Consider the following 24,964-nt stretch of genomic DNA (forward strand, 5'->3'; position numbering starts at 1 on the left):
CGTTGATAAAGATATAAGATTTATTTACAAAACCAATATTAATTTTTAGTTTTTTTTTATAACAATTTTTTTAGCCTATAATTTCATTATAATTTTGCTTCAAATCATAATATTTTGGCAGGAATTTATATTCATATCCCGTTTTGTAAACAAAAATGCAGCTATTGCGACTTTCATTTTTCAACCAATCTTCAACATAAACCAAATTTAATTCAAGCAATTAATAAAGAACTTGAGATCAGAAAAAATGAAATTTCAACACCTTTAGAAACGATTTATTTTGGAGGAGGAACACCTTCTATCCTATCTGAAATTGAGTTAGAAAGTATTTTCGAAACGATTTATAAAAATTATTCGACCAAAAATTTAAAAGAAATTACACTAGAAGCAAATCCTGATGATTTGAATAAAGAAAAACTTAATTTCTTAAAATCAACTCCGATTAATCGTTTTTCGATTGGTGTTCAATCATTTTTTGAAGAAGATTTGAAATTAATGAATCGCGCACATAATGCACAAGAAGCTGAAACTTCGATAAAATTGGCGCAAGATTTTGGTTTCGAAAATATCACTATTGATTTGATTTATGGTTCTACGACCACAACCAACGAAATGTGGAAGCAAAATTTGCAAAAAGCAATTGAGCTGAATGTTCCACATATTTCTTCTTATGCATTAACAGTCGAAGAAAAAACAATTTTAAATCATCAAATCAAAAAAGGAATCACAAAACCGGTTGATGAAGATCGTCAAAACGAACAATTTCAACTTTTAGTTGACACTTTAACTTCGAATGATTTTATTCAATATGAAATCTCTAATTTCGGAAAAGAAGAGTATTTTTCTTTACACAATTCTAATTATTGGAAAGGAATTCATTATTTAGGAATTGGACCTTCTGCGCATTCTTATAACGGAAAAACTCGTGCTTGGAACATTGCAAATAATTCTAAATACATACAAGCTATCAACGAAAATAATCTACCTCAAGAAATTGAAGTTTTAAATGAAGTAGAAAAATTTAATGAAATGATAATGATAGGATTGAGAACAATTTATGGAATAGATTTAAATCGAATTAATTCAGAATTTTCTCAACCTTTAGTTAATTCTTTTCATCAAGAACTCAATCAATTAATCAACGAAAATTTAGTCGAAAAGAAAGAAAATAAAATTATTTTGAAACCCGAAGCAAAATTTTTCGCAGACGGAATTGCTTCTAGATTATTTTACATCAATTAATTTGTTAAATTTGCGATATGAATGATAACAGACCAATTGGTGTTTTCGACTCTGGAGTTGGTGGTTTGACGTTTGCAAAAGAAATAAAACGTCTGCTACCAAACGAAAGTTTGATCTATTTTGGCGATACTCAAAATTTGCCTTATGGAGAAAAATCGAAAGAAGCGATTACACAATTTTCGGTAGACATTACTAATTTTTTAATAGACAATAATTGTAAAGCGATTTTAGTTGCATGTAATTCTGCAACCGCTAATTCGTTGAAAGAAATTAGAGAAGCTGCTGGAAAAGATGTTCCTGTTATCGATGTTATTTCGCCTGTTGCGGAGAAAGTTTCGTTCGAATTAAGAGAAAAGATAGGTGTTATTGCAACAAAAGCAACTGTAAATTCGGGCGCGTACAAGAAAGCAATTCGTCGTCGAAATAAACATATTACGGTTATTGAAATGGCTACTCCTCTCTTAGTACCTGTTATCGAAGAGGGTTTTACAAATTCTACGATTTCTAAAGCAGTTTTAGAAACGTATTTATTGAACAAAAAATTAGAAGGAATTGATTCGATTATTTTAGGATGTACGCATTATACACATCTGGAAAAAGAAATCAATCAAGTATTTGAAGGAAAAGTTGATATCGTAAATTCACCTTTAATTGTCGTGAATCAAGTAATTTATCAATTGGCAAAAGAAGGAAAATTGGCTGCGAAAGATACTGTTGCAAACTATACATTTTATATTTCTGACAATACAGATAATATTATAAAAGTGGCAAAAAAATTCTTTGGAAAAGATATTCAATTAATTGAGAAAAATTTAGAAACGAAATAGAACCGACCATTATTTGTCGGTTTTTTTATAAAATATTACGAACAAACAAAAACAAATCATTACATGGAAAAATCAGCAGAATTAATTGCATTAGAAGAAAAATACGGAGCGCATAACTATCACCCACTTCCAGTTGTATTGGAAAAAGGTGAAGGTGTTTACGTTTGGGATGTTGATGGAAAAAAATATTTCGACTTTTTATCAGCTTATTCAGCTGTTAATCAAGGTCACTGTCATCCTAGAATTATTAAAGCGTTGAAAGATCAAGCCGAAAAATTAACGTTAACTTCTCGTGCTTTTTATAATGCGGAATTAGGAAAATACGAAAAATTTATCACAGAATTATTCGGTTTCGATCAAGTATTGCCAATGAATACGGGTGCAGAAGCTGTAGAAACAGCGCTAAAAATTGCTCGTAAATGGGGTTACGAAAAGAAAGGAATTCCAACTGGTGAAGCGATTATTGTAGTATGTAAAGACAATTTCCATGGTCGTACAACTACTATTATTTCTTTCTCGAATGATGAAGATGCACGTAAAAATTTCAATCCTTACACAAGTGGTTTCGAAGCTGTAGAATACAATGATGTTGAAGCTTTGAAACAAATTTTAGAAGAAAAAGCAGATAAAATTTGTGGATTCTTAGTAGAACCAATTCAAGGAGAAGCTGGTGTTAATGTACCTTCTGAAGGATATTTGAAAGCTTGTGAAGAATTATGTAAACAACATAATGTTTTATTTATCGCGGACGAAATTCAAACAGGAATCGCACGTACAGGAAAAATGTTAGCAATCGATCACGAAAATATTGATGCTGATGTTTTAATCTTAGGTAAAGCCGTTTCAGGTGGAGCTTATCCAGTATCTGCAGTTTTAGCAAATGATGAAATAATGAATGTCATCAAACCAGGACAACACGGTTCTACTTATGGAGGTAATCCATTAGCTGCGGCTGTTGCTACAGAAGCTTTGCAAGTTGTTTTGGACGAAAAATTAGCTGAAAATTCTGAAAAATTAGGACAAATTTTTAGAACAGAAATCACGAAAATGGCTGAAGAATTTCCATTATTCAAATCAGTTCGTGGAAAAGGTTTATTAAATGCAATTTTAATCAACGATACACCAGAATCTGAAACAGCATGGAATTTCTGTGTTGCAATGAAAGACAACGGATTATTAGCCAAACCTACACACGGAAACATCATTCGTTTCGCTCCTCCTTTAGTGATGAACGAAGAACAATTACACGAATGTTTAGCGATTATTCGTAAAACTGCACAAGAGTTTAATAAATAATCAACAATAAAATGATATAGAAAAAACCTGATGAAATTTCATCAGGTTTTTTTATATTCGAAACTTTAATTAACACTATGAATTCTTTTAAAATAAACGTTTCCGAAACGTACAAAAAGGCGCAAAAAAAATCGGCAGTATGGATTGCTCTTTTCTTGATTACTCTCTTCTTTTCTACAATTTTGAGCATCATCATTTTCATAATTTGTGTTTGTGGAGGAATCGCTATCGTCATTGCTAAACCAATGTGGATTACCATTTTTTTAGGTTTGGGACTGTTGGCTTTAGGAGGTTTAATCGTTTACTATAATATTAAATTTATTCTAAATATTTTCAAAAAAACAGCTACAAATGGAATTGAAATTTTTGAAACGGATCAACCAGAATTATTCAAATTAATAAAAGCAACCGCAGATAAAGTTGGCACAAAACATCCCAAAAAAGTATTTATTATTGATGATGTAAATGCATATGTTTCCTATTCGAACAATTTGCAAAGTTTAGTTTTTCCAACAAGAAAAAACTTATCCATTGGCGTTGGTTTGTGTGAAGGTATTTATTCAAAACGGCACTACTTTAAAATCAATAATTTAACCCGAATTGTTTTGGTGTATAATTTTGTTTATGTTAAGTATTCTATTCCGACTATAATTTAAATATTATTTTTTCAGCTACACCTCCAGAACCAGCAAAAAAATCTATAACTTTGGTAAAATAAAACCGAGTTACTTATAATAACTCGGTTCATTCCATTACTTACAATCTTTACAAGATTTGGTAGTTCTAATGATAGTACAAATCACTTTTACTAACCCAAATCCTATCATAATTAGAAAGTAATATTCCTCTAAAAAAGGTAGTACATGTTTCATAATTTTGAAATTTTAGAAAAGTGTTGGAACGTTTGCCGACAGATCAACACTTTTTTTGTTAAACAATATTTTATACCCAGCGTTACTATTTTTTACGCTTTGCCTATTTTCTTTTCTATTATTATACTTCATTTGTACCCAAAATAAAATACATAAAAAAAGCCCCTCGAGAAATACTTCTCAAAGAGCTTTACTCAAAGCTAAAGCTTTTTTTTTATATAAACAAAAATATTAATTTGCTATTAATGTTTTGAAAAACAAAATCTTAAGTTTTCAGTTGATTATTCTATATATTTTTTATTTATAATAAAATTATAGATTATTAAATTGATAATATCATTATCTTGAATGGTATCCAATTTAAAACTATGTCCAGACTGAAATAAACCAAATAATATATTTACCTGAGGAAGTCCGTTAAGTATTTTAAATTCGTACGGATTTTCTTGAGAAGATTTTAAACCAGACCATTCACTAGAAAAACTTACATCATCTAAACTTATAGTTGATAAATCAGCTACTAATTTATTCTTATTGTTATAAACTTTACCATCAACCTGAAATCTAAAACCTAAATAAGCAAAATATTGTTTATCTAATAATTGTTTATTATAAAAATTTAATCGGTTTTTAAAAGTGATTTTAGCAATATGATGATATATTAAAATAACTGTTTCAAATGCCTTTTTATCAAGTTTATGAAATTCGAATTTTCTACTGATTAAAGGTACTTCTATTACCTCATTAGTCTTATTATCTTGTTCGTCAATAGCATAAATAATAACCCCGAAAAATATATTTCTATCAGTTATAAAATTTCTTGTAGTAGATTCTGCTTTAAAATAAACTGAAATTATTTCATCATATTTTAACTCGCCTACATTTTTAATAGATAAATCATTTAAAAAAAAATAAGTATCTCCTATAAGCCAATATTCTTCATCTGTAGGTAACACTAAATGGCTCATCTTGTTTTCTTTGTATTCTGAATACTTTTTAAACAATTTATCTTTAGAAGAATTAAGAATATTTAATAAAGATTTATTCATTGAATCGTCAAACTTCTCTTGACAATATCTACATTTTATAGCTTCATCATTTATTAATTCAGCACAATACGGACATTTTTTCATAATTAACTCTGTACTCTTCCCTTTGTTAGGTACATTCAAAAATAGAGTTTTTATTTAATAATTGATTATTTTTATTATAATTTTGTTTGAATGTAGGAAAATCTTGTTTTTTTTCATTATTTATTTTTCCATATTTCAACAAAAAATCTCTGGGAGTAAGGTATTGTAGCGCACTATGAGGTCGCTCATTATTATACATCCACATCCAAATTTCAGCATAATTTTTCATCTGTTTGATATTCTCAAAGAGATAAACGTTTAAAAATTCTGTTCGAAAAGTTCTGTTAAATCTTTCTACTAATGAGTTTTGTGTTGGTTTTCCTGGTTGAATATATTGTAGAACAATCTGATTTGATAGACACCAAATTTTTAATTTTTCTGCAATAAATTCTGGTCCATTATCTACTCTTATTTTATCAGGTTTTCCTCGCCATTCTACAAGTTGCTTTAGCTGTGAAATGACCTTTGATGAAGGTAAACTAGTGTCAATTGTAATGGTTAAAATTTCTCTATTAAAGTCATCTATAATATTCAAACTTCTTACTTTTTTACCACACTCTAAGGTGTCGTGCATAAAATCCATACTCCAAGTTACATTTGGGTAAATTGGTCGCAATAAAGGCTCTTTTACTCTTGCTGGAAGACGTTTTTTACGTTTACTTCTAAGATTTAATTTCAGAGAGGTATATATTCTGTAAACTCGTTTATGATTCCATCCAAATCCACGATTTCTCAGCCTGTGATACATCATCCAAAATCCCCATGTGTAGTGCTGCTCTGAAAGCAAAACTAATTCTTCCCTAATTTTATCATCCTCATTATTGGGTTTCTTTTTATAAAAATAAACCGAACTGGAAATGAGGAAAACTTTACACGCCTTACGAGTACTCATTGCGTATTGTGAGCTGCAATAAGTGACCAGTTCTCGTTTCTCAGAAGGCGTTAAAGCTTTTTTGAAATCACATCTTTCATCACAACATTTTCTAGCGTTAGTTCTGCTACAATCTTTTTGTACTGAGAGAGTTCTTTCTCCATTTCCTTCATTTTAGTGAGGTGTTGAACGTCCAATCCACCATATTTACTCTTCCAATTATAAAAAGTAGGTTGACTAATTCCATGATCACGACAAATTTCATTGACCGTTTTTCCAAAATTTTGTTCAGATAAGATCTTGATAATCTGAACTTCCGAATATTTACTGTTCTTCATAGTTTTATAAATTTATAAACTATAATTATAAATGACTCTAATTTTGGGGAAGCTTACAGTTTCAAATAACTTATTGTTTCAAAAAAAAGCTGCTTTCCTAAAAGAATACGAACCATTATTAGACTATACATCAAAAACAAAAGCCTCTTAATTAGAGGCTTTTGTTTTATATCTTAAGGTGCTAAACGCTCTTTTTTCCAATCAAAATCGTCTTGTAAAACATAACGAACTCTATCGTGTAAACGACTTGGACGTCCTTGCCAAAACTCTATCTCAGTTGGGCGAATCAAGAAACCTCCCCAATGTGCTGGACGAGGAATTTCTTTTCCTTCGTATTTTTTTTCTAATTCCAATTCCTCTGCCGTCAAATCTTCGTGCTCATCAATCACAGAACTTTGCGCCGAAATCCAAGCACCTAACTGGCTACTTCTTGGACGTGTTTCGAAATATCCATCCGAATTATTATCCGAAGTTTTTTCAGCCACACCTTTTATAATAATCTGTCTTTCTAGAAATGGCCAAAAAAATGACAAACAAACTTTCGGATTTTCTAATAAAGCTTTTCCTTTCTGACTGTTATAATTCGTATAAAAAATAAAACCTTCGTCCGTATATCTTTTCAATAAAACAACACGCGTTCTCGGAAATCCATCTTCACCAATCGTTGCAACAGACATCGCATTTGCTTCATCCACTCCATCCGATTCTTCAGCTTGCAGAAACCAATCACGAAATTGTTCGATCGGATTTTCTCTTAACGAATCAAAATTCATCGACTGTTTTTCGTAAACTTTTCTTTTATAACTTAAATCTTGTTTCATTAATGATTATTTTATATTTTTAAACAGCTAATTGTATATTTCGTTAAGATTTCACGTAACAAAACCGAAACAAAAATGTCTATCAAAAGTATAAAAAAAGGAGTTATTTTGGTCGCAAAACCAACATTAAGTAACGATATTTTTCAGAGAAGTGTAATTTTAATTACAGAACACTTAGAATCTGGAAGTATTGGTTTTATTCTTAATCATTCTTCTCATATTCCGATTAGTATTTTTGTATCTGAAATGGAGTCTGCATCTATTGTTTTTGAAGGTGGACCTGTCGATAAAGAAAACATCTATTATATTCACAAACGACCTGATTTAATCAGAAATAGTGAAAAAATTACTGAAAATTTATATTGGTCTGGCGTATATGAAGATGTGCGTGATGCAGTAAATCAGAATTTGATTAGTCAAGATGAAATCAAGTTTTTTATTGGATATTGTGGTTGGGCACCAAAGCAAATCAAAGATGAATTAAACGATAATTCGTGGGCTGTAACAGATTTGGATTTTGATATTTTTGAGCGTTGGGATGCTGATTTGTGGAAAAAATTAATGAAACAGCTTGGAGGTGAAAACTTGATTTGGCTAAACACCCCCGCTGATCCTTCTATGAATTAATCGATTATAAATACTTAAAAATCGATTTTGTTTTATTTAAAGTGTATTCTTTTTTACGATTTTTGGTAATTGGTAAAATTCCAACTCCATCAATCAAAATAAAAACTTCTTCTGCTTTCTGAATTTCGAATGGAAAAATTTCTACTTCTTCTACTTTAAATTCTTCGGCTTTATTAATTTTTGTAATGAAATTATTTCTCAAAACACTTGTAATAACACCTTCTTCTTTTTTCGGCGTACGAATCGTTTCTCCATTCACCACAAAAATATTTCCTCGTAAAGAACGTGCCATTTTTTTGTTTGCATTTAGCAAAATAATATCAGCATAATCATTCTCTAAACGATAGATTTCTGCAATATTTTCTTCTGGACGATACGTATTCACAAGTGAGTAAAATGCAGTATTGATTGCATAATCTTTGTACACATCAATCTCGTTTTCAGCTTGTAAAAACTCCCAATCATTTTCACTATTTTCGATAGAAATCAAATAATTGATGGATGCTTTTAGATAATCTTCCTCATCATTTCTGAACGCAAAAAATTCTACTTTCCCTGATTTGGTCTGATTTGCTTCTGCTAATAAATTGATTTGTTCTTGAAAAAATTCTGGTGTAAAATCTAACGGAATATTCATGCGGTAAATACGCATAGAAGCCATTAAATTGAAATAATGATCTTCCCAATCAATAATTTCACCATTTACAAATCGCAAAATTTCTTTTACAGCATCACCATTACGAAAAGCTCTGTTCTGAATTCCTATTTCTGCATTTGCTTTTTCGACAATAACGCCACCTAAGTTAATTTTCAAAATAATAGATTTTAAACAGATCCTAAGATTTTTTTTAGATCTTCAATTTGACTTTCCCACAATTGTTTTGATTCTTCTACTTCGTCTTCATCAGCAAAATCTGTAATAACTAATGATACATCGTTCGTTAAATCGTCTTCTACAATTGTTAATTCGAAGAAATATTTTGTATCTTCATCATATTCCCATTGAAAGCGCACGTATCCATCTTGCTTAGATTTCATCAAAAATGCAGATTCTTCGTGTCCATCCCAAATAAAAGTATATTTTTCTCCACGAGAATTTACGTTATCTGCAAACCATTCTGATAAACCTGAAGGGTTTGAAATATAGTTATATAGCAAAGACGGTGAAGACTTGATTGAAAATTCTACTTGATATTTCTTTTTTGGCATAATTCTATTTTATTGAAGTCGCAAGATATAAAATGAATTGTATCTACCAAAGAAAATCAAAATAAGTTTTGTTATAAAATCTAAAAAAAATTACCTTTGCAAAAATTAAAATTTAGGCGAGGTAGCTCAGATGGTTAGAGCGCAGGATTCATAACCCTGAGGTCGGCAGTTCGATTCTGCTCTTCGCTACAAATAAAAAGCCCAAACAGACAATCTGTTTGGGCTTTTACTTAACTACTAAAACCTATACTAATCTAAATAACCTACTACTTGATAAGCTCTTGTTCCTCTATTGTAAATTTTTTGGTACAAAACACCTCCAAATTCATACAGATATTCTCCTCCATAATCTACTCTTTCATATCCTGCTGGTAACGCATATACGATAGCACCTAGTGGAGCTTGAACTACTTCATAATAATTTCTATTTGGGCTGTAATAAACACCTTCGTAGAAATAATATGGATTTCTATTACCAATATTAATTGTTACATAACCTACTGGTAAAATATTAATTCTAAATCCTACATATGGCATATATCTCACATATCCATTGTTATAAGGACGATAGTAAATACCATTGTTTCCGTAGAAGTTATAACTGTTATACGAATACTTGTTATAGTTTCTTACATTCACATTAGAAACTGGTCGGTTTCCTCTGTTGTATGAGCTAGAATTTATACGAACTGGATTGTTGTAGAAATCTCTGTTTTTTAAACTCTCAGATCTATTGCCTTGATTTCCTTGGCTATTTTTTACTATTATTCCAATCTTTATTAGAACTTGGTCTGCTACCTACAATAGCAGTATTATTTCTATCTATACGTGTACTAGTTTCACGTTCTGTTCTATTTGTAGAATTTTTCCAAGATTCATTCGTAGAATTTCCACGACCTATTCTTTCTGTTCTATTTCCTTCAATACGGCTAGTTCTATTTTCTGTTCTAGCCATTTCAGAGCGTCCATTCCCTTGACTTCTTGAAGTTGCTTCTCTTGAAGAAGAACTTCTCTCACCACCTCTTTGACCTCTATCTTGAGCATTTACACCAACAGCTAACATGGCTGTAAAAGCTACTCCTAAAAGTGTAAATTTAATTTTTTTCATCACCCAACTTTTTAATAAATTAAGACATTTCTCCTAATACTATTTCCGTGCCATAATTATAAGTTTAAACCATAGAAAATGTTATAACAATCAAAATAATTTATAAGCCATTCAAATTCAATGAATTGCATTAACAATTTTGTTTGACAATTTTGTTAAATATTTTTATTCCTGACATCGTTTGTATTGATTTCTGAATTGATTACTTTTGTTTTTAAGAAATTATATAAAATGATTGACGTTAAAAATGCTTACATCGCCTTTATTAGTTTACAAAAAGTTGGACATAAAGTTCGAGAAGAAGCTAACATTTTTGCCGATAAAACACTAGAATACGATGAATCTAAGGAAGAACAATTGGTTCCTTTCTTATTAAGTCCGTTCAAAAAAACACTCGAAATTAATCGTTTCACGCATTATACAGAAAAATTAGAATTTAATGTTTTGTACAATCAATGCAAGCAAATGTTTGATGAAGAAATAGATTTTATCGATTTTTCGCAAGAAGTTTTAAGTCATTTATACGAGAAATCATTACATCCGCAGATCAAAAGTGGTGAAGTTTTTATTGCCCTTTTCGAAAATATGATGTTCGACGGAATTCCTTGCCGTGGAATTGGAATTTATAAATTAGAGAATAAGAAGAAATTCTTGCGTTTTGACGAATCACGTGGTTTAGATTACAACATTTGGAAAGGTTATAAGCTAGAAGGAATCGACAAAGCCTGTCTTATTCTTGATGCTTATCGCGACGAAGGTTTCCGCGTCTACTCTATCGATGATAAAAATGTGGAGTCAGAATATTGGAAGAAAAATTTCTTGGAAATTGATTTGATTAAGGATAACAATTACCATACGAAGAAATATATGGAGTTGATTACAGATTTCTCGAATGATTTTCTTTTGGATAAAACAGACAAAAAACAACAAGCAGAATTTATCTCAAATTCGATAAATGTGTTGAATTCGAATGAAGTTGTAACGAATGAAATTTTTGAAGATCAAGTTTTGAAACCTTTCGAAATTATTGATGAATTCAAAGAATATAAGAAAGATTATAGCGAAAATAATCGTGTTGAATTTGTGGAAGCTTTCGAAGTTTCAGTTCCAACTTTGATGAAAGAATCTAAGAAAATTAAAAGTGAAATTAAATTAGATACAAAGATTAACATCAAATTAGATTTGACAAATCCTGATGCAGCTGAAGAATATTTGGAGCGTGGTTTTGACGAAGAAAAGAAAATGTATTATTATAAAGTCTATTTCAATTCTGAACAATAAATTAAAGGCTCCTATTTTGGAGCTTTTTTTTTGATATTAATTCAATTTCAAAATACATTGATGATTCAAAATCTCAAAACCATTTTTCAGCCAAAAACCTTTTGCAAATTGATTTTCAGCTGTAAATTCTAATTCAATATATGCTTGATCGTTCAAGAAATTTATCGCTTCTTTAACCAATTTAGAAGCGATGTTTTGATTGCGATAATTTGCATCAACATACAACGAATCTATTCTTCCTTTTGATTTAATCACAAAATATTTCGGACGAAGATGTTTCGAACAAATAATATATCCCGTCAACTGATTTTCTATTTCGGCTACAAATATTTTTATATTCTGTTGATGTAAAATTCCCTTGAAAAAATCATCAATATCATGTTTGTAGGTCAAATCTATTTGATACAATGCATTAAACTCTTGATGATGTTGTAACAATTTTATCATCATTCTTTTCAGTTCAGGAATATCATTTTCTACGGCAATTCTTATCATATCTAAAAATAAAAAAATCCAGTTAAAAAACTCTAACTGGATTTACTAAAAACTATTGTTTATCTAGTTTTATTTTGTCTTGACCTTGTTGCAATTGATACAACTCTATAATATCCTCAATTGGATAATTAAACCAATCAACTTGTTTTTTGATTTTCGAATTTTGATCTAAATACAAATATGTCGTGAATTTCATCGCTGGAAACTTCATTCCATTATAGGTATAAGGCGAAAATTCTCCGTTTGCAATAATCATCGAATCGTTAGAAAATAATTCATTTACTTTCAATAATTTATTATTTTCATATTGCATCGTTTGATCACTCCAACGAATAATATCATTCAATAAATAACGCGGATCTACCGTAGAACCTCCCGAATATTGTGCTACATTTTCATATACCAAACTATCATTGTAAAAAGACAACATTTTCTTGTAATCTTTTCGAGATGAATAATTTTCGAAAAAACGTTTTCCTAATTCATCATTTTTACTGGCTGAAGAAGAATTACAACTTACTAAAAAAGTAATTGCAATAAGACTTAAAATCCATGTAAATTTTATTTTCATTTGTCTGAAATTCTTGTTAAATAATTTTCACCATTATCATCAGCCATTCCATCTTCATTGAGAATCATAATCTCCGAATTGTCCGACCAACGTAAAAATTGAAAAGGTAATTTTTTCTTTTTTGAATCAATCTCCATCAACGATCCATCATCTTTTTTGAATAATTCTCCGTTATAAGATTGACCTTTGTATTCAGCAGTAAATTTATCATCTGCTAATTTCAAAACAATTTTATCCCCAAAATATTTTCCTTCAAAAACACCCTTATAAACAAGCGTTTCATTTGTAAAAACAGAATTTTTTTCTAAAGACAATACATCTTCATGCGATAAGCTATCTGAACTTTTATCCACTTCTACATTGTCCTTTTTACAAGAAAATAAAAAGAGTTGACTGATAAATAGCAAAAAGAAAATCTTTTTCATCTGAGATGAATTATTTTTTCACGAATTGTTCAACATCTTTTCTCGAAATTGGATCATCACCCAAAATCAATAAACGTTCAACAACATTTCTTAACTCACGAATATTTCCTGACCAATCTAATTCTTTCAAAGCATCATACGCTGAATTATCAAAAGATTTTTGACTTGTTGTATCAGTAATAAAATGTTCAACCAAAGCAGGAATATCATCCTTACGATCATTAAGTGCTGGAACATTAATGATAATTACCGCTAAACGATGGTATAAATCCTCGCGAAAACGACCTTCCTCAATCTCTTTTCGTAAGTCTTTATTTGTTGCAGCAATTACACGAACATTTACATTAATCTCTTTCTCAGAACCAACTGGCGAAACTTTTCCTTCTTGTAGCGCACGCAAAACTTTTGCTTGAGCAGAAAGACTCATATCCCCTATTTCATCTAAGAAAATTGTTCCTCCATTTGCTAATTCAAACTTACCTTGTTTGTCTTTCACAGCTCCGGTAAACGACCCTTTCACGTGACCAAATAATTCACTTTCAATTAATTCCGCTGGAATTGCCGCACAATTCACTTCAACCAAAGGTTTTACATTACGATTACTTTTCTCGTGTAAATGATGAGCAACCAACTCTTTACCTGTTCCATTTGGACCAAGAATCAATACACGAGCGTCTGTAGCAGCCACTTTATCTATAATTTGTTTTACTTCTGCAATTGCAGGAGCATCACCAATCATTTCATATTTTTTAGCAACTTTTTTCTTTAAAGCTTTATTTTCTTTCTTCAATTCTTTATTCGAAGACAGCAACGATTTACGGTCTAAAGCATTACGAACAGTCGTCAATAATTTATTAAGATCTGGTGGTTTTGAAATAAAATCGTACGCACCTTTTTTGATCGCATCTACAGCCAAATCAACATCTCCGTGCCCCGTTATCATCACCATTGTTAAATCAGGATTGTATTCCATCGCTTCCGATAAAACTTCCATCCCATCTTTCAACGGCATTTTTATATCACTTATAATTAAGTCGTATTCTTTTTCTTTTATTTTTTCAAGCCCTATAGCTCCGTTTTCAGCTTCATCCACATTCCATTTTGGATTTTCGTCCATTAAAATGCTTTTCAAAACGTTGCGAATTGCCTGTTCATCTTCGATTAATAAGATATTTGACATCGTTTAGATCGTTTATTTTTGTAAAATTAAAATAGACTCAAAGATAATTGAAATTATTATTTTTGAGTCTACTTTTGATATAGATTTTAATACTTTTTTTAAGATGTTTTCACTTTTCGTGCATTTTCTAAACCTAATTCTTTTATAGAAACTTCTCTCATTTCTATTTTTCGAATTTTCCCTGAGATAGTCATAGGGAATTCTTGTACAAACTTCCAATATTTAGGACGTTTGAAATGAGCAATGGATAAACAATAAGCCTTCAATTCGTCTTCTGTTACACTAATACCATCTTTCACTTTCACCCAAGCCATTACTTCTTCTCCATATTTGATACTTGGAACGCCAATAATTTGAACATCAGAAATTGATTCATGTTCGTACAAAAAATCTTCAATCTCTTTTGGTGAAATATTTTCTCCTCCTCTGATAATAATATCTTTAATTCGTCCAGTAATATTAATATAACCATCAACATCCATAGTCGCTAAATCACCAGTATGCAACCAATTATTTTCGTCAATAACTTGCGCAGTTGCTTCCGGATTGTTCCAATATTTTTGCATGACGGAATAACCTCTTGTACAAAATTCACCAGCAATTCCACGAGGTAAAATATCTCCTGTTTGCGGATCTATAATTTTAATTTCTAAATGATCTTGAACCGTTCCAACTGTCGAAACTTGCTTTTCTAAAGGTGTTCCTATAATGGTTTGAGTAGAAACTGGCGAAGTTTCTGTCATCCCATAACAAATCGAAACTTCTTTCATATTCATTTTAGCTTGCACTTTCTTCATAATTTCAATCGGACAAGGCGAACCAGCCATTACACCAGTTCTCAAAGATGTTAAATCGAAACGATCAAAATTTGGTAATTCTAATTCCGCAATAAACATAGTCGGAACTCCATAAAGCGATGTACATTTTTCCATTTCGACTGCATTCAATGTTTTTGCTGGATCAAAACTATCCGAAGGAATTACCATACAAGCGCCATGCGAAGTACACGCCATATTACCAATTACCATTCCGAAACAATGATAAAATGGAACAGGAATACAAACACGATCACGATGCGTATAATTTAATCGAACACCAATAAAAAAACCATTGTTCAATAAATTATGATGCGTTAAAGTTACTCCTTTTGGAAAGCCTGTTGTTCCAGATGTATATTGAATATTTACAGCATCATCAAACTGAACAGATTGCTCTATTTGATGCACTTCTGAAGTCGAAATTTCTTCTCCTTTAATCAAAAAATCATCCCAATTTTCTTCAAAAATAATGATATGTTTTAGTAATTTCGCATTCTCTTTTACATTATTCAACATCACTTTATACTCACTTGTTTTGAAGCTTAAAGAAGCAAAAACTGCAGAAATTTCAGCTTGATTTAATACAAATTCGAGTTCATTTTCACGATAAGCAGGATTCAAATTAACCAAAATCATTCCCCCACGGGCCGTTGCATATTGTAACAATGTCCATTCCGCACGATTTGGCGCCCAAATACCTACGCGATCTCCTTTTTGCAAACCAATTGCAATCAATGATTTTGCTATTTGTTCGGTTTGTGAATAAAATTCTGTATACGTCGCTCTATAATTTTGATCTACGCAAACCAAAGCCTCTTGTTGCGGATATTTTGCAACTGTATTTCGTAAATTTTCGCCAATTGTTTCTCCTAAAAGAGGATATTGTGATGCACCACTTGAGTATGATAAGTTAGAAATCATGCGCTTATATTCTATGTTTTTAAAATTACTTTCCAACTCAAACTTAACAACGATTTTCAGGAAAATAAATTTATCAAATACAAGATTTATGATTTCTAAAAGAATCGTATTTTTTTATTAAAATCAAAAATGAATTCAAAAAAATGAAGGTTTATTTTTAACAAATACTTAAAATAACTCCATCAAATTATCCTTAAATTGTAAAAAATTACTGAAAAATGAATACAATAAACCACGACAATTATACTTCTATTTACGATGGAATAGAAGTTGTAGATGCTTTACAGACACGTATTGCTGACATCAAGAAAACATTAATAATTGTAACAGAATTAGATAAATGGGATTATGCATATGCAGAAGGTAAATGGACGATCAAAGAAATGATACAACATTGTATAGATTGTGAACGTATTTTTTCTTATCGTGCGCAACATATTGCGAGAGAAGATTCTCAAACGTTGAATTTCTTTGATAAAAATGCCTATGTGTTGAATTCGAACGCAAATGAAAGAAAGCCTGAAGAGTTGATAAAAGAATGGACTAATTTGATGAAAGCAACTTACTTTCAGTTTGAATCTTTTAATGATCAAACTTTAAACAAAATAGGAAAAGTTGGTAATCGAGAGTATTCTGTTGAGAAAATCGGTTATGTAATGGCTGGTCATTCCATCCATCATATGAATGTAATTAATGAACGATATTTATAAAAAAAGTCAGCTTCTAAAAAGCTGACTTTTTTATTTCGGCATCACATTATAAGTTGGATCTTCTTCGATATTTACCTCAATAACGCTTTTTGCATTTTCTAATAATCGAATAGAATCTTTACTCAAATGTCGCAAAATTACAATTTTATCTTGTTGTGCATATTTAGATGTAATAATATGTAAAGATTCAATTGCACTCATATCAACTATTCTACTCTCTTTCAAATCTATAACAATTATTCTTGGATCAGAATTAATTTCAAATTTCTCTAAAAAAGTAGAAGTCGAACCAAAGAAAAGTGGTCCATAAATCTCATATATTTTTCGTCCATTTTCATCCACAGTTTTTCGTGCTCGAATACGTTTTGCATTATCCCAAGCAAAAACCAAAGCTGAAACGATAACACCAACAAAAACAGCCAAAGCAAGATTATGTAACACAATCGTGATAATCGCCACCAAAATACTCACAAACACATCCGATTTTGGCATTTTTGTTATTAATTTAAAAAAGCCCCATTTAAAAGTCGAAATTGCAACCATCATCATTACACCAACAAGTGCTGCCATTGGGATTTTCTCAATCACTGGAGCGCCAATTAGAATAATAATCAAGATTGTTATTGCGCCAATTGCTGGTCCTAATCTCGAGCGAGATCCTGCATCTAAATTAACAAACGTCTGAGCAATCATTGCACAACCTCCCATTCCACCGAAAAATCCATTTGTAATATTTGCAGCACCTTGCGCCAAACATTCTTTATTCGACGAACCTTTCGTTTCAGTCACTTCATCTACCAACGTAAGCGTTAGCAAAGTTTCGATTAATCCAACCGAACCCATAATAATTGAATAAGGCAAAATAATTTTCAAGGTTTCTAACGTAAACGGAACACTCGGAATATGAAAACTTGGCAGTTCTCCTTTGATACTCGCAATATCACCAACAGTCTTTGTATCAATATGAAATCCGATTACCAATAGAAAAGTCACAAGAATTGCAACCAAAGAAGCTGGAATAATTTTCGTTAATTTCGGAAAGAAATAAACTATCAGAACTGTAATTAGCGTCAATCCAGCCATCGTATAAAAAGGTGTACCACTCAACCAACTCGTTATTCCATTCGTAGTTGATTTGAATTGTTCTATTTGTGACATAAAAATAACAACCGCCAAACCATTTAGAAAGCCATACATAACAGGTTGAGGAATTAAACGAACAAATCTTCCTAATTTGAAAACACCAACTACTATCTGGAAAACTCCTGCTAAAGCAACCGCAGCAAAAATATATTGCTCACCATACGTAGCATTCAACGCGATTAAAGTGATAACGGTAGCACCTGCTCCACCCGCAACCATCGCTGGTCTTCCTCCAAAAACCGCCGTTACAATTCCCATGATAAATGCACCATACAAACCAATTAAAGGTGATAAACCAGCTAAAATTGCAAACGAAAGCGATTCAGGAATCATTGTCATAGCAACAGTTAAGCCGGCTAATATTTCGTTTTTATAATTTATTTTTTGATTGAATTTTAAATATTCAGCAATCGACATCAGAAGTTTTATTTCATGCAAAAGTAACAATTACTACGCATCTAAAATTAGTAAAAAGCTAGATTAAATATCAAATTACTTACTAATCATTGAAGAAATTTTATAATTGTTAAATATTTCTTAATAAATATTTAACAATTAGGATATATAGCAAATGTATTTTTGACGAAATTAATTTTTAATGAAACATCTTTTAAAACTCTCCTTATTCATTCTAGGTCCATTCGTTTTGGCTCAAAGCGGTGTTATCTCAGGAAAAGTTGTAGATTCTAACGATCAATTTTCGTTACCAGGAGCTACATTACGTATAGAAAATTCTAATAAATATACAGTATCTGATAAAAATGGTAATTATCAGTTTTTGGATTTGAAACCTGGTGTATATACTGTATATATTGATTACTTAGGTTACGAAACAACATCACAACAAATAGAAGTTACTGAACATAATAATACTGTTATCGATTTTTCTCTTTCGAGTGGTTTACAAGAGTTAAATGAAGTTGTTATTTTAGGTGATTATTTAAAAGGACAAGCTAAAGCATTAAATCAACAAAAGAGTAATGGCAATATTACAAATATAATATCTTCTGATCAAGTAGGTCGTTTTCCAGATGCTAATGTAGGTGATGCTTTAAAGCGTGTTCCTGGAATTACTATGCAAAATGATCAAGGTGAAGCAAGAAATATAATTATTAGAGGTTTATCTCCTGAATTAAATTCTGTTATGTTAAACGGAGATCGTATTCCTTCTGCAGAAGGAGATAATCGTAACGTACAAATGGATTTGATTCCTTCTGATATGATTTCTACGATAGAAGTAAATAAAACATTAACTCCAGATATGGATGGTGATGCAATTGGAGGAGCTGTAAATTTAATTACTCGTGCTGTACCAAATAAAGAACGTATTTCTTTAACAGCATCTGGAGGATTTGCCCCAATTAGAAATAAAGGTTTATATAATACTGCATTTATATATGGAAATCGATTTTTTAATAATAAACTTGGTATTGTAGCTTCTGGAAGTTATCAGCAACAGAATTATGGTTCTGATAATATAGAATCTGTTTGGAAAAAAGGTGATAATAATGATTTCTATGTATCACAAATGGATGTACGTAAATATGATGTACAACGTATAAGAAGAAGTGTTTCTTTATCTTCTGATTATAAATTTAATAAAAATAATCGTATTGATTTTACTGCAATGTATAATTGGAGAGATGATAGAGAAAATAGATATAGAACACGATATAATGGAATAAAACAAGTATTTGATGATAATGGTAATGTTGTAGGTTATACAGGAGAAATTCGTAGAGAGACTAAAGGAGGTATTGATAATAGCAGAAATAAAAATGCTCGTTTAGAAGATCAAAGAGTTTATAATCTTTCTTTAAGAGGAGAACATTTACTTTCTTCTTCTCTTGATATGGATTGGGGAGTATCTTATTCTAAGGCAAGTGAAGATAGACCACATGAACGTTATATTGATTATCGTCAGAAAAATGTAAATTTAAATGAAGATTTATCAGACGGAAATTATCCTTTAGTTACTACTGTAGGAGATGATAATCCAGCCAATTATTCATTAGGGAAAATAACAGAAAGTAAAAGATATACTGATGAATCTGAATTTGGAGCAAAAATTAATTTTAGAGTTCCATTTAGTATTATATCTAATCAAAAAGGTAGATTGAGATTTGGAGGACGTTTACGTATAAAAGAAAAAGAAAGAAATGATATTTTTTATTCATATAAACCAGTTAACAGTTTAGGTAATTTAGCAAACACACCTACATCATATTATAGTGGGAATGGATATAATCCGGGTTCTAAATATATTCCAGGAACATTTGTTTCTAATACTTATCTAGGAAGTTTGGATTTAACTAATTCATCTTTATTTAAAGCAACTTTAGATCCTTCAGAATATTTATCTGGTAATTATAAAGCCAAAGAAAGAATTACAGCAGGTTATATACGTTGGGATCAAGACCTATCAGAAAATACATCTATTATTACTGGTGTTAGATTTGAAAATACAAATATTGATTATACAGGAAATTATGTAGAGAATGAAGAAGAACTAGTAAGTCAAATTTCTAATAAAAATGATTATTTGAATGTTTTACCTAGTATCACTTTAAAACATAATTTTACAAAAGATTTTATTCTAAGAGCAGCTTTTACAACAGGAATTGCCCGTCCTAATTATTATGCATTGGTTCCTTATGTAAACGTTGTACAAGAAAACTATGAAATAGCTGAAGGTAATCCAGATTTAAAAGCAACTTATGCTTATAATTATGATATTATGGCTGAAAATTATTTCGATAAAATTGGAATTGTTTCTGGAGGTTTCTTTTATAAAAGATTGAATAATTTTATTTATACATATAGAAATAATAATTTTTCATCAAATGATTTTGCTCAATTACATCCAAATTTAGCTAATCCAATTCCTGAAGGTGAAACTTGGCAATATAAACAAGCTAGAAATGGAGATCACGTGAATGTTTGGGGATTCGAAGTTGCTTTTCAAAGACAATTAGACTTTATACCAGGAGAATTTTTTAAACATCTTGGTGTTTACCTTAATTATACTTACACAAAATCTAAAGCCAAAGGAATTACAAATGAAGATGGAGAGGTTCGAAATGATTTAAATTTACCAAAAGCTGCACCTCATATGTTTAATGCATCATTGGCTTGGGAGAATAAAAACTTTACTGCTCGTGTTTCTATGAACTATACTTCTGCTTATCTTGATGAGGTTGGAGGAAATGCTGATGAAGACACATATTATGATAAACAATTATTTGTTGATGCTAATGCTTCTTATAAATTCAATAAATATTTACGTATTTTTGTTGAAGCAAATAATTTAACAAATCAGCCATTACGTTATTATCAAGGTGTTTCTGATCGTTTGAAACAAGTTGAGTATTATCAACCTCGATTTAACATGGGCCTAAAATTTGATTTCTAAACAATTATGAAAAAAATATTCATCACATTATCACTCTTCACTATTCTATTTTCTTGTGAATCCTCTAAACTGGCTCCAATTCCTACAAATGCAGTAAAACCAACTGTTACAACACAGCAAACACCAAATGATACTGATGATCCTGCAATTTGGATCAATTATCAGAATCCTGAAAAATCACTTATTATTGGAACAGACAAACAAGAAGAAACGGGCGGTTTATATGCCTATGATTTGAATGGTAAAATCGTAAACCAAATCGTTCCACTTAATCGTCCAAATAATGTAGATGTTATGTACGGTTTTCCTCTGAATGGAAAAAACGTAGACATTGCAGTACTTACCGAACGTGCAAACAATAAAATTAGAATTGTTTCGCTTCCAGATTTTAAATTGATTGACGATGGCGGAGTCGAAGTTTTCAAAGACGAAACATTACGAGACCCAATGGGAATTGCGCTCTACAAAAGCAAAAACAACAAGTTTTATGCAATCGTTGGTCGTAAAGACGGTGTAAGTGGCGAATACCTACATCAATATGCATTAGAAAACAAGAACGGAAAAATAGAAGCAACTTTAGTACGCAAATTTGGAAATTATTCGGGTAATAAAGAGATTGAAGCCATTGCAGTTGACGAAGAATTAGGCTTTATTTATTATGCTGACGAAACAGCAGGAATTAGAAAATATTATGCTGATCCAGAAAAAGGAAACGAAGAAATTGCATTTTTTGGGCAAAAAGATTTTAAACGCGACCACGAAGGAATTGCAATTTATAAAACCAATGCAACAGATGGCTATATCTTAATTTCGGATCAACAAGCAAATTATTTTAATGTATACAAACGACAAGGTGAAGCTTCAAATCCGAATGAACACAAATTGATTGCTAAAATCCCAGTTTCTACTATCGAATGTGACGGAGCTGATGCTATAAACTTCAATTTTGGAACTAAATTCCCAAAAGGTTTCTTTGTTGCTATGAGCAATGGAAAAACATTCCAAATCTATGATTGGCAAATAATTCAAAACGAAATTGATAAACAAGCAAAATAATTATACATTCACACATAAAAAATCCGAGCTCATAGCTCGGATTTTTTAGTTATATAGCAGCACCTTTTTTGTCAATATAACATCATTTGCACTTATATTTTTTTGTAAACAAAGCCAATCAAAACAAACTTTATGAAAATTTTCTACATATTTTCTACATAAAAACTTCTACTCCACTTCATCGAACAAACATCGAACAAACATCGAAGAACAAATATAGAATAGATATAAAACCATCGAAGAACTATCGAAGAATCATCGAAAAAACAAACACATAAAAACAGTACATAACTTATAATCAATTGATAATCAATTAATAGAAAAGACAAAAACAGATAACCAAGGAAAAAGAAAGAAAAATAAGGAAAAAACCTGACAATTAGAGAAATTTTAAGAAAATAGAATTTTTGTCAATATATATTGCTGAACTTTAGCATAATAACCCCTAAAAAAATAAAACAATGGGAAAAATTTATGATTCACTTTTAGCAGGCTCTTCAGGACGCACAGGGCGTATAGTTGTAGCAAATGTAAATGGTCACGAGATTTCAAGAATCAGACCTAAAAAAAGAACCAAAGCACCATCAGAAAAACAATTACTCGTTCAGCAAAGAATGAAACTTGCCATAGACTTTATGACCTCATACAGAGCCTATGCTTGCAAACACTATGGTTATCGTACAGGCATGCGATCTTCTTACAATCAAGCGTTTACCAACATCACAACAAACCTTGTAATAGACTATTCAACAGCCACTATAACACCAAATTACCAAAATATTTGTTTCTCCAAAGGTGCATTATTAGCCGCCATTCCATTATCTATTACTTTAGTATCAGCCGCAATGGTCGAGATAAACTGGCAGAACAATGCTTCACCCACATCAGACACAGCTACAGATATGTTGCAAATATTAGTAGCAGTAGAAAACGAAAACAATACATTTTTTATTGAAAATGCAACAGAACGAATGAACGAAACTTACACTTTAAGCCTATCCAACTTTCAAATAGGTAAAACCCTACACTTTTGGATTGCCTTCCGTTCACAAACAGAAGACCAAGTGTCAAACTCAGTTTATTTAGGTGCCATTAGTACTTAAAAACATATTCCTAAGGCTAAAATAATCTAATCATATTTAGCCTTAGGAATATTAAAGTTAAATGACCCACATAAAATTGTCAATCATTATACCTCTTCAAAATATCCAAAAACAATAAACTCCTCAAATAGTAGTTCTTAGAACCTAATCTAAAAAACTTAATCTCACCTTTTTTGCGACACCTATCCAGAGTCTTTTCAGATATACCAAACAATTCAGCAACCTCTTGATCCGTCATCAACTCATCTTTAGTCAATTTAAAATCCTTTGTACTATAACGTTCTACAAACTCCGCATAGATTTGCTGAAGTTCCAAAAATGTAAATTCTGTTTCCTTCATACTACAGCTTTTATAAAAACAATACACATTGGTAATTATTTAATAATGACTAATTTACAAATAAATAAAATATAATACCATATATTAAGCATTTAACTCACAAAGCTTGTTGTATAAATGAAGAAAATAGCCTCTCAAGAAGATAATAAGGCTGTAATCATCCAAGACTCTAAAATCACAAAATGAAAAGAATCTTTTTACATGAAAAATGCACAACTGAAATAAATTTAGTTAACCAAAAAAAAATCCTATTCGAAACAAATAGGATGTATTCTGCTAAATATTTTAATAAAATTACTTGTAGTTAATGAATTGCGAAGGATAATCTGTTTCAATAATATCTGGTCGAGAAATTAAATGCTGAATATAACCCCTTGCCCTTTCTATATCGGTTGGCAATTTATCCGTAGAAGGCGCAATGGCAATCATCACCATAACACCTTTTTTACGCAAATAAGCTATCATTTCTTTTTGTTCTTCTTTCACTTCCAAACCAATCCAAGCAATCATTCTATCATACGAAACATTTAGTTTCTCAAAACTTTCAACATCTTTCATCGAATGAAAAGGTTTCATAAACATTACATACTCAAGATGTTTTGCATAATAAGCAACCTCATCATCTTTTCGCAAACCTAAAACTACATTAGGATAAGGATTTTCTTTCAGAAATTTCACATAAGTTGCATACGGAACACCTTTATTATCCAATTGAAAAATAGTTTTTCCTTGACTCCAATCCAAAGCTTCTTTTAGTGTCGGAATTTTAAAATCAGTCAACTTTCCTTCCCTATCTTTTAATTTCGCATGTTTTATTTCAGCATAGGTATAATCTTTTACCTTTCCTTGCATATTTGTCGTACGATTCAAGGTATCATCGTGCATCAAAATAAGAACAGAATCTTTTGTAAGTTGAGGATCTATCTCAAAAAAAGAAGGCATAATAGACAAGGTTTTCTCAAAAGCCTCAATACTATTTTCTGGATAACCAGGCATCATTCCTCCTCTATGCCCCGAAATTATAATAGGTTTATTTTGATCTTGTTCAAAATATGATTTCAACTCATCAAAATTCTTAATATCAACCGTATGCAACTGAGCATTAGCCACAGCAACTGTGGCTAAAACACTCAATAAACTAATTATTCTTTTCATAAAAATGATA

26 protein-coding genes and 1 tRNA gene are annotated in these 24,964 nt (G+C 30.8%); 11 read left to right on the forward strand and 16 right to left on the reverse strand.

What is annotated here, in order from left to right:
• The first annotated feature begins 114 nt into the window (after positions 1–114).
• The 4 genes from hemW (at position 115) to N5D03_RS03385 (ending at position 4,021) form a co-directional block, all read left to right on the forward strand.
• Positions 115–1,242 (forward strand): radical SAM family heme chaperone HemW, encoded by a 1,128-nt coding sequence (hemW, locus tag N5D03_RS03370; RefSeq protein WP_280050939.1) that lies wholly within the window; start codon positions 115–117, stop codon positions 1,240–1,242.
• 17 nt (positions 1,243–1,259) lie between these two features.
• The gene (gene murI, locus N5D03_RS03375; protein WP_125349482.1) at positions 1,260–2,069 is read left to right on the forward strand and encodes a glutamate racemase; all 810 of its coding nucleotides are present in this window, start codon (positions 1,260–1,262) and stop codon (positions 2,067–2,069) included.
• Positions 2,070–2,132: 63 nt separating this feature from the next.
• Positions 2,133–3,365 carry an ornithine--oxo-acid transaminase gene (rocD, locus tag N5D03_RS03380; protein WP_125349481.1) on the forward strand — a complete coding sequence of 411 codons (1,233 nt, stop codon included), beginning with the start codon at positions 2,133–2,135 and terminating at the stop codon, positions 3,363–3,365.
• 77 nt (positions 3,366–3,442) lie between these two features.
• Positions 3,443–4,021, forward strand: a complete 579-nt coding sequence (locus N5D03_RS03385) for a hypothetical protein (protein ID WP_280035608.1) — start codon at positions 3,443–3,445, stop codon at positions 4,019–4,021.
• 497 nt (positions 4,022–4,518) lie between these two features.
• On the opposite strand, the gene N5D03_RS03390 is transcribed toward N5D03_RS03385, so the two are convergent.
• The 4 genes from N5D03_RS03390 to pdxH all read right to left on the reverse strand — a co-directional run bounded on the left by N5D03_RS03390 (position 4,519) and on the right by pdxH (position 7,400).
• The gene (locus N5D03_RS03390; protein ID WP_280050940.1) at positions 4,519–5,409 is read right to left on the reverse strand and encodes a hypothetical protein; all 891 of its coding nucleotides are present in this window, start codon (positions 5,407–5,409) and stop codon (positions 4,519–4,521) included.
• Complete coding sequence (locus N5D03_RS03395; protein ID WP_114998210.1) at positions 5,396–6,292, reverse strand: IS3 family transposase; 897 nt, start codon at positions 6,290–6,292, stop codon at positions 5,396–5,398. The genes N5D03_RS03390 and N5D03_RS03395 overlap by 14 nt, the downstream gene beginning before the upstream one ends.
• Before the next feature lie 20 nt (positions 6,293–6,312).
• The gene (locus tag N5D03_RS03400; protein ID WP_114998212.1) at positions 6,313–6,579 is read right to left on the reverse strand and encodes a transposase; all 267 of its coding nucleotides are present in this window, start codon (positions 6,577–6,579) and stop codon (positions 6,313–6,315) included.
• Positions 6,580–6,752: 173 nt separating this feature from the next.
• Positions 6,753–7,400, reverse strand: a complete 648-nt coding sequence (gene pdxH, locus N5D03_RS03405; RefSeq protein ID WP_280048899.1) for a pyridoxamine 5'-phosphate oxidase — start codon at positions 7,398–7,400, stop codon at positions 6,753–6,755.
• A gap of 75 nt (positions 7,401–7,475) precedes the next feature.
• Here pdxH and N5D03_RS03410 point away from each other — a divergent pair, with 75 nt between their 5' ends.
• Entirely contained in the window at positions 7,476–8,027 is a 552-nt protein-coding gene (locus tag N5D03_RS03410) for a YqgE/AlgH family protein (protein ID WP_280050941.1), read from the forward strand.
• Positions 8,028–8,031: 4 nt separating this feature from the next.
• On the opposite strand, the gene N5D03_RS03415 is transcribed toward N5D03_RS03410, so the two are convergent.
• Both N5D03_RS03415 and N5D03_RS03420 read right to left on the reverse strand, forming a co-directional pair.
• Positions 8,032–8,841, reverse strand: a complete 810-nt coding sequence (locus tag N5D03_RS03415) for an aminotransferase class IV (protein WP_280050942.1) — start codon at positions 8,839–8,841, stop codon at positions 8,032–8,034.
• Between the two features lie 11 nt (positions 8,842–8,852).
• Positions 8,853–9,236, reverse strand: coding sequence for an START-like domain-containing protein (locus tag N5D03_RS03420; RefSeq protein WP_038330532.1), 384 nt, complete (start codon positions 9,234–9,236; stop codon positions 8,853–8,855).
• A gap of 115 nt (positions 9,237–9,351) precedes the next feature.
• Here N5D03_RS03420 and N5D03_RS03425 point away from each other — a divergent pair.
• Positions 9,352–9,425: transfer RNA gene (locus N5D03_RS03425), tRNA-Met, on the forward strand.
• A gap of 60 nt (positions 9,426–9,485) precedes the next feature.
• Here N5D03_RS03425 and N5D03_RS03430 read toward each other — a convergent pair.
• Together N5D03_RS03430 and N5D03_RS03435 are read right to left on the reverse strand one after the other, a co-directional pair.
• Complete coding sequence (locus N5D03_RS03430) at positions 9,486–9,875, reverse strand: DUF6515 family protein (RefSeq protein WP_280035869.1); 390 nt, start codon at positions 9,873–9,875, stop codon at positions 9,486–9,488.
• Between the two features lie 112 nt (positions 9,876–9,987).
• Positions 9,988–10,344 (reverse strand): hypothetical protein, encoded by a 357-nt coding sequence (locus N5D03_RS03435; protein ID WP_280035867.1) that lies wholly within the window; start codon positions 10,342–10,344, stop codon positions 9,988–9,990.
• Positions 10,345–10,575: 231 nt separating this feature from the next.
• On the opposite strand from N5D03_RS03435, the gene N5D03_RS03440 reads away from it, so the two are divergent.
• A complete protein-coding gene (locus tag N5D03_RS03440) occupies positions 10,576–11,625 on the forward strand; it encodes a nucleoid-associated protein (protein ID WP_038330727.1) in 1,050 nt (349 codons plus the stop codon).
• Positions 11,626–11,661: 36 nt separating this feature from the next.
• Here N5D03_RS03440 and N5D03_RS03445 read toward each other — a convergent pair whose 3' ends face one another.
• From N5D03_RS03445 to N5D03_RS03465, 5 genes are all read right to left on the reverse strand, one after another.
• Positions 11,662–12,120: a GNAT family N-acetyltransferase gene (locus N5D03_RS03445; protein ID WP_038330524.1), complete on the reverse strand. Its 459-nt coding sequence runs from the start codon at positions 12,118–12,120 to the stop codon at positions 11,662–11,664.
• A gap of 52 nt (positions 12,121–12,172) precedes the next feature.
• Positions 12,173–12,691: a hypothetical protein gene (locus N5D03_RS03450; RefSeq protein ID WP_038330521.1), complete on the reverse strand. Its 519-nt coding sequence runs from the start codon at positions 12,689–12,691 to the stop codon at positions 12,173–12,175.
• On the reverse strand, positions 12,688–13,116 hold the full coding sequence (locus N5D03_RS03455) for a hypothetical protein (protein WP_038330520.1): 429 nt from the start codon (positions 13,114–13,116) through the stop codon (positions 12,688–12,690). Before N5D03_RS03455 ends, N5D03_RS03450 begins: the two co-directional genes overlap by 4 nt.
• 10 nt (positions 13,117–13,126) lie before the next feature.
• A complete protein-coding gene (locus N5D03_RS03460; protein ID WP_125349474.1) occupies positions 13,127–14,296 on the reverse strand; it encodes a sigma-54 dependent transcriptional regulator in 1,170 nt (389 codons plus the stop codon).
• Between the two features lie 98 nt (positions 14,297–14,394).
• Positions 14,395–16,035 carry an AMP-binding protein gene (locus N5D03_RS03465; protein WP_280050943.1) on the reverse strand — a complete coding sequence of 547 codons (1,641 nt, stop codon included), beginning with the start codon at positions 16,033–16,035 and terminating at the stop codon, positions 14,395–14,397.
• 218 nt (positions 16,036–16,253) lie between these two features.
• Between N5D03_RS03465 and N5D03_RS03470 the strand changes: the two genes are divergently transcribed.
• Positions 16,254–16,745, forward strand: coding sequence for a DinB family protein (locus N5D03_RS03470; protein ID WP_115000407.1), 492 nt, complete (start codon positions 16,254–16,256; stop codon positions 16,743–16,745).
• Positions 16,746–16,775: 30 nt separating this feature from the next.
• On the opposite strand, the gene N5D03_RS03475 is transcribed toward N5D03_RS03470, so the two are convergent.
• On the reverse strand, positions 16,776–18,305 hold the full coding sequence (locus N5D03_RS03475) for a SulP family inorganic anion transporter (protein ID WP_280050944.1): 1,530 nt from the start codon (positions 18,303–18,305) through the stop codon (positions 16,776–16,778).
• A gap of 181 nt (positions 18,306–18,486) precedes the next feature.
• Here N5D03_RS03475 and N5D03_RS03480 point away from each other — a divergent pair, with 181 nt between their 5' ends.
• From N5D03_RS03480 to N5D03_RS03490, 3 genes are all read left to right on the forward strand, one after another.
• The gene (locus N5D03_RS03480; protein WP_280050945.1) at positions 18,487–21,300 is read left to right on the forward strand and encodes a TonB-dependent receptor; all 2,814 of its coding nucleotides are present in this window, start codon (positions 18,487–18,489) and stop codon (positions 21,298–21,300) included.
• A 6-nt stretch (positions 21,301–21,306) separates the two neighbouring features.
• Positions 21,307–22,356: a phytase gene (locus N5D03_RS03485; protein WP_280050946.1), complete on the forward strand. Its 1,050-nt coding sequence runs from the start codon at positions 21,307–21,309 to the stop codon at positions 22,354–22,356.
• Positions 22,357–22,817: 461 nt separating this feature from the next.
• Positions 22,818–23,459 (forward strand): DUF6266 family protein, encoded by a 642-nt coding sequence (locus N5D03_RS03490; protein ID WP_125349470.1) that lies wholly within the window; start codon positions 22,818–22,820, stop codon positions 23,457–23,459.
• 79 nt (positions 23,460–23,538) lie between these two features.
• Here N5D03_RS03490 and N5D03_RS03495 read toward each other — a convergent pair whose 3' ends face one another.
• Together N5D03_RS03495 and N5D03_RS03500 are read right to left on the reverse strand one after the other, a co-directional pair.
• Positions 23,539–23,799 carry a helix-turn-helix domain-containing protein gene (locus N5D03_RS03495; protein WP_125349469.1) on the reverse strand — a complete coding sequence of 87 codons (261 nt, stop codon included), beginning with the start codon at positions 23,797–23,799 and terminating at the stop codon, positions 23,539–23,541.
• A 294-nt stretch (positions 23,800–24,093) separates the two neighbouring features.
• Positions 24,094–24,954, reverse strand: a complete 861-nt coding sequence (locus N5D03_RS03500) for a glycerophosphodiester phosphodiesterase family protein (protein ID WP_280048907.1) — start codon at positions 24,952–24,954, stop codon at positions 24,094–24,096.
• Positions 24,955–24,964 lie beyond the last annotated feature (10 nt).

The sequence above is a fragment of the Empedobacter sp. GD03861 genome, assembly GCF_029840885.1.
GTDB lineage: Bacteria > Bacteroidota > Bacteroidia > Flavobacteriales > Weeksellaceae > Empedobacter > Empedobacter falsenii_B.

What these genes read in the sequence shown, in the direction of transcription:
- N5D03_RS03490 (WP_125349470.1), top strand. Translation starts at nt 22,818, where the DNA reads ATGGGAAAAATTTATGATTCACTTTTAGCAGGCTCTTCAGGACGCACA.
- N5D03_RS03410 (WP_280050941.1), top strand. Translation starts at nt 7,476, where the DNA reads ATGTCTATCAAAAGTATAAAAAAAGGAGTTATTTTGGTCGCAAAACCA.
- N5D03_RS03450 (WP_038330521.1), bottom strand. Translation starts at nt 12,691, where the DNA reads ATGAAAATAAAATTTACATGGATTTTAAGTCTTATTGCAATTACTTTT.
- N5D03_RS03470 (WP_115000407.1), top strand. Translation starts at nt 16,254, where the DNA reads ATGAATACAATAAACCACGACAATTATACTTCTATTTACGATGGAATA.
- N5D03_RS03475 (WP_280050944.1), bottom strand. Translation starts at nt 18,305, where the DNA reads ATGTCGATTGCTGAATATTTAAAATTCAATCAAAAAATAAATTATAAA.
- N5D03_RS03480 (WP_280050945.1), top strand. Translation starts at nt 18,487, where the DNA reads ATGAAACATCTTTTAAAACTCTCCTTATTCATTCTAGGTCCATTCGTT.
- N5D03_RS03440 (WP_038330727.1), top strand. Translation starts at nt 10,576, where the DNA reads ATGATTGACGTTAAAAATGCTTACATCGCCTTTATTAGTTTACAAAAA.
- N5D03_RS03445 (WP_038330524.1), bottom strand. Translation starts at nt 12,120, where the DNA reads ATGATAAGAATTGCCGTAGAAAATGATATTCCTGAACTGAAAAGAATG.
- N5D03_RS03455 (WP_038330520.1), bottom strand. Translation starts at nt 13,116, where the DNA reads ATGAAAAAGATTTTCTTTTTGCTATTTATCAGTCAACTCTTTTTATTT.
- N5D03_RS03465 (WP_280050943.1), bottom strand. Translation starts at nt 16,035, where the DNA reads ATGATTTCTAACTTATCATACTCAAGTGGTGCATCACAATATCCTCTT.
- pdxH (WP_280048899.1), bottom strand. Translation starts at nt 7,400, where the DNA reads ATGAAACAAGATTTAAGTTATAAAAGAAAAGTTTACGAAAAACAGTCG.
- N5D03_RS03460 (WP_125349474.1), bottom strand. Translation starts at nt 14,296, where the DNA reads ATGTCAAATATCTTATTAATCGAAGATGAACAGGCAATTCGCAACGTT.
- N5D03_RS03485 (WP_280050946.1), top strand. Translation starts at nt 21,307, where the DNA reads ATGAAAAAAATATTCATCACATTATCACTCTTCACTATTCTATTTTCT.
- N5D03_RS03385 (WP_280035608.1), top strand. Translation starts at nt 3,443, where the DNA reads ATGAATTCTTTTAAAATAAACGTTTCCGAAACGTACAAAAAGGCGCAA.
- N5D03_RS03495 (WP_125349469.1), bottom strand. Translation starts at nt 23,799, where the DNA reads ATGAAGGAAACAGAATTTACATTTTTGGAACTTCAGCAAATCTATGCG.
- rocD (WP_125349481.1), top strand. Translation starts at nt 2,133, where the DNA reads ATGGAAAAATCAGCAGAATTAATTGCATTAGAAGAAAAATACGGAGCG.
- N5D03_RS03400 (WP_114998212.1), bottom strand. Translation starts at nt 6,579, where the DNA reads ATGAAGAACAGTAAATATTCGGAAGTTCAGATTATCAAGATCTTATCT.
- murI (WP_125349482.1), top strand. Translation starts at nt 1,260, where the DNA reads ATGAATGATAACAGACCAATTGGTGTTTTCGACTCTGGAGTTGGTGGT.
- N5D03_RS03435 (WP_280035867.1), bottom strand. Translation starts at nt 10,344, where the DNA reads ATGAAAAAAATTAAATTTACACTTTTAGGAGTAGCTTTTACAGCCATG.
- N5D03_RS03420 (WP_038330532.1), bottom strand. Translation starts at nt 9,236, where the DNA reads ATGCCAAAAAAGAAATATCAAGTAGAATTTTCAATCAAGTCTTCACCG.
- N5D03_RS03500 (WP_280048907.1), bottom strand. Translation starts at nt 24,954, where the DNA reads ATGAAAAGAATAATTAGTTTATTGAGTGTTTTAGCCACAGTTGCTGTG.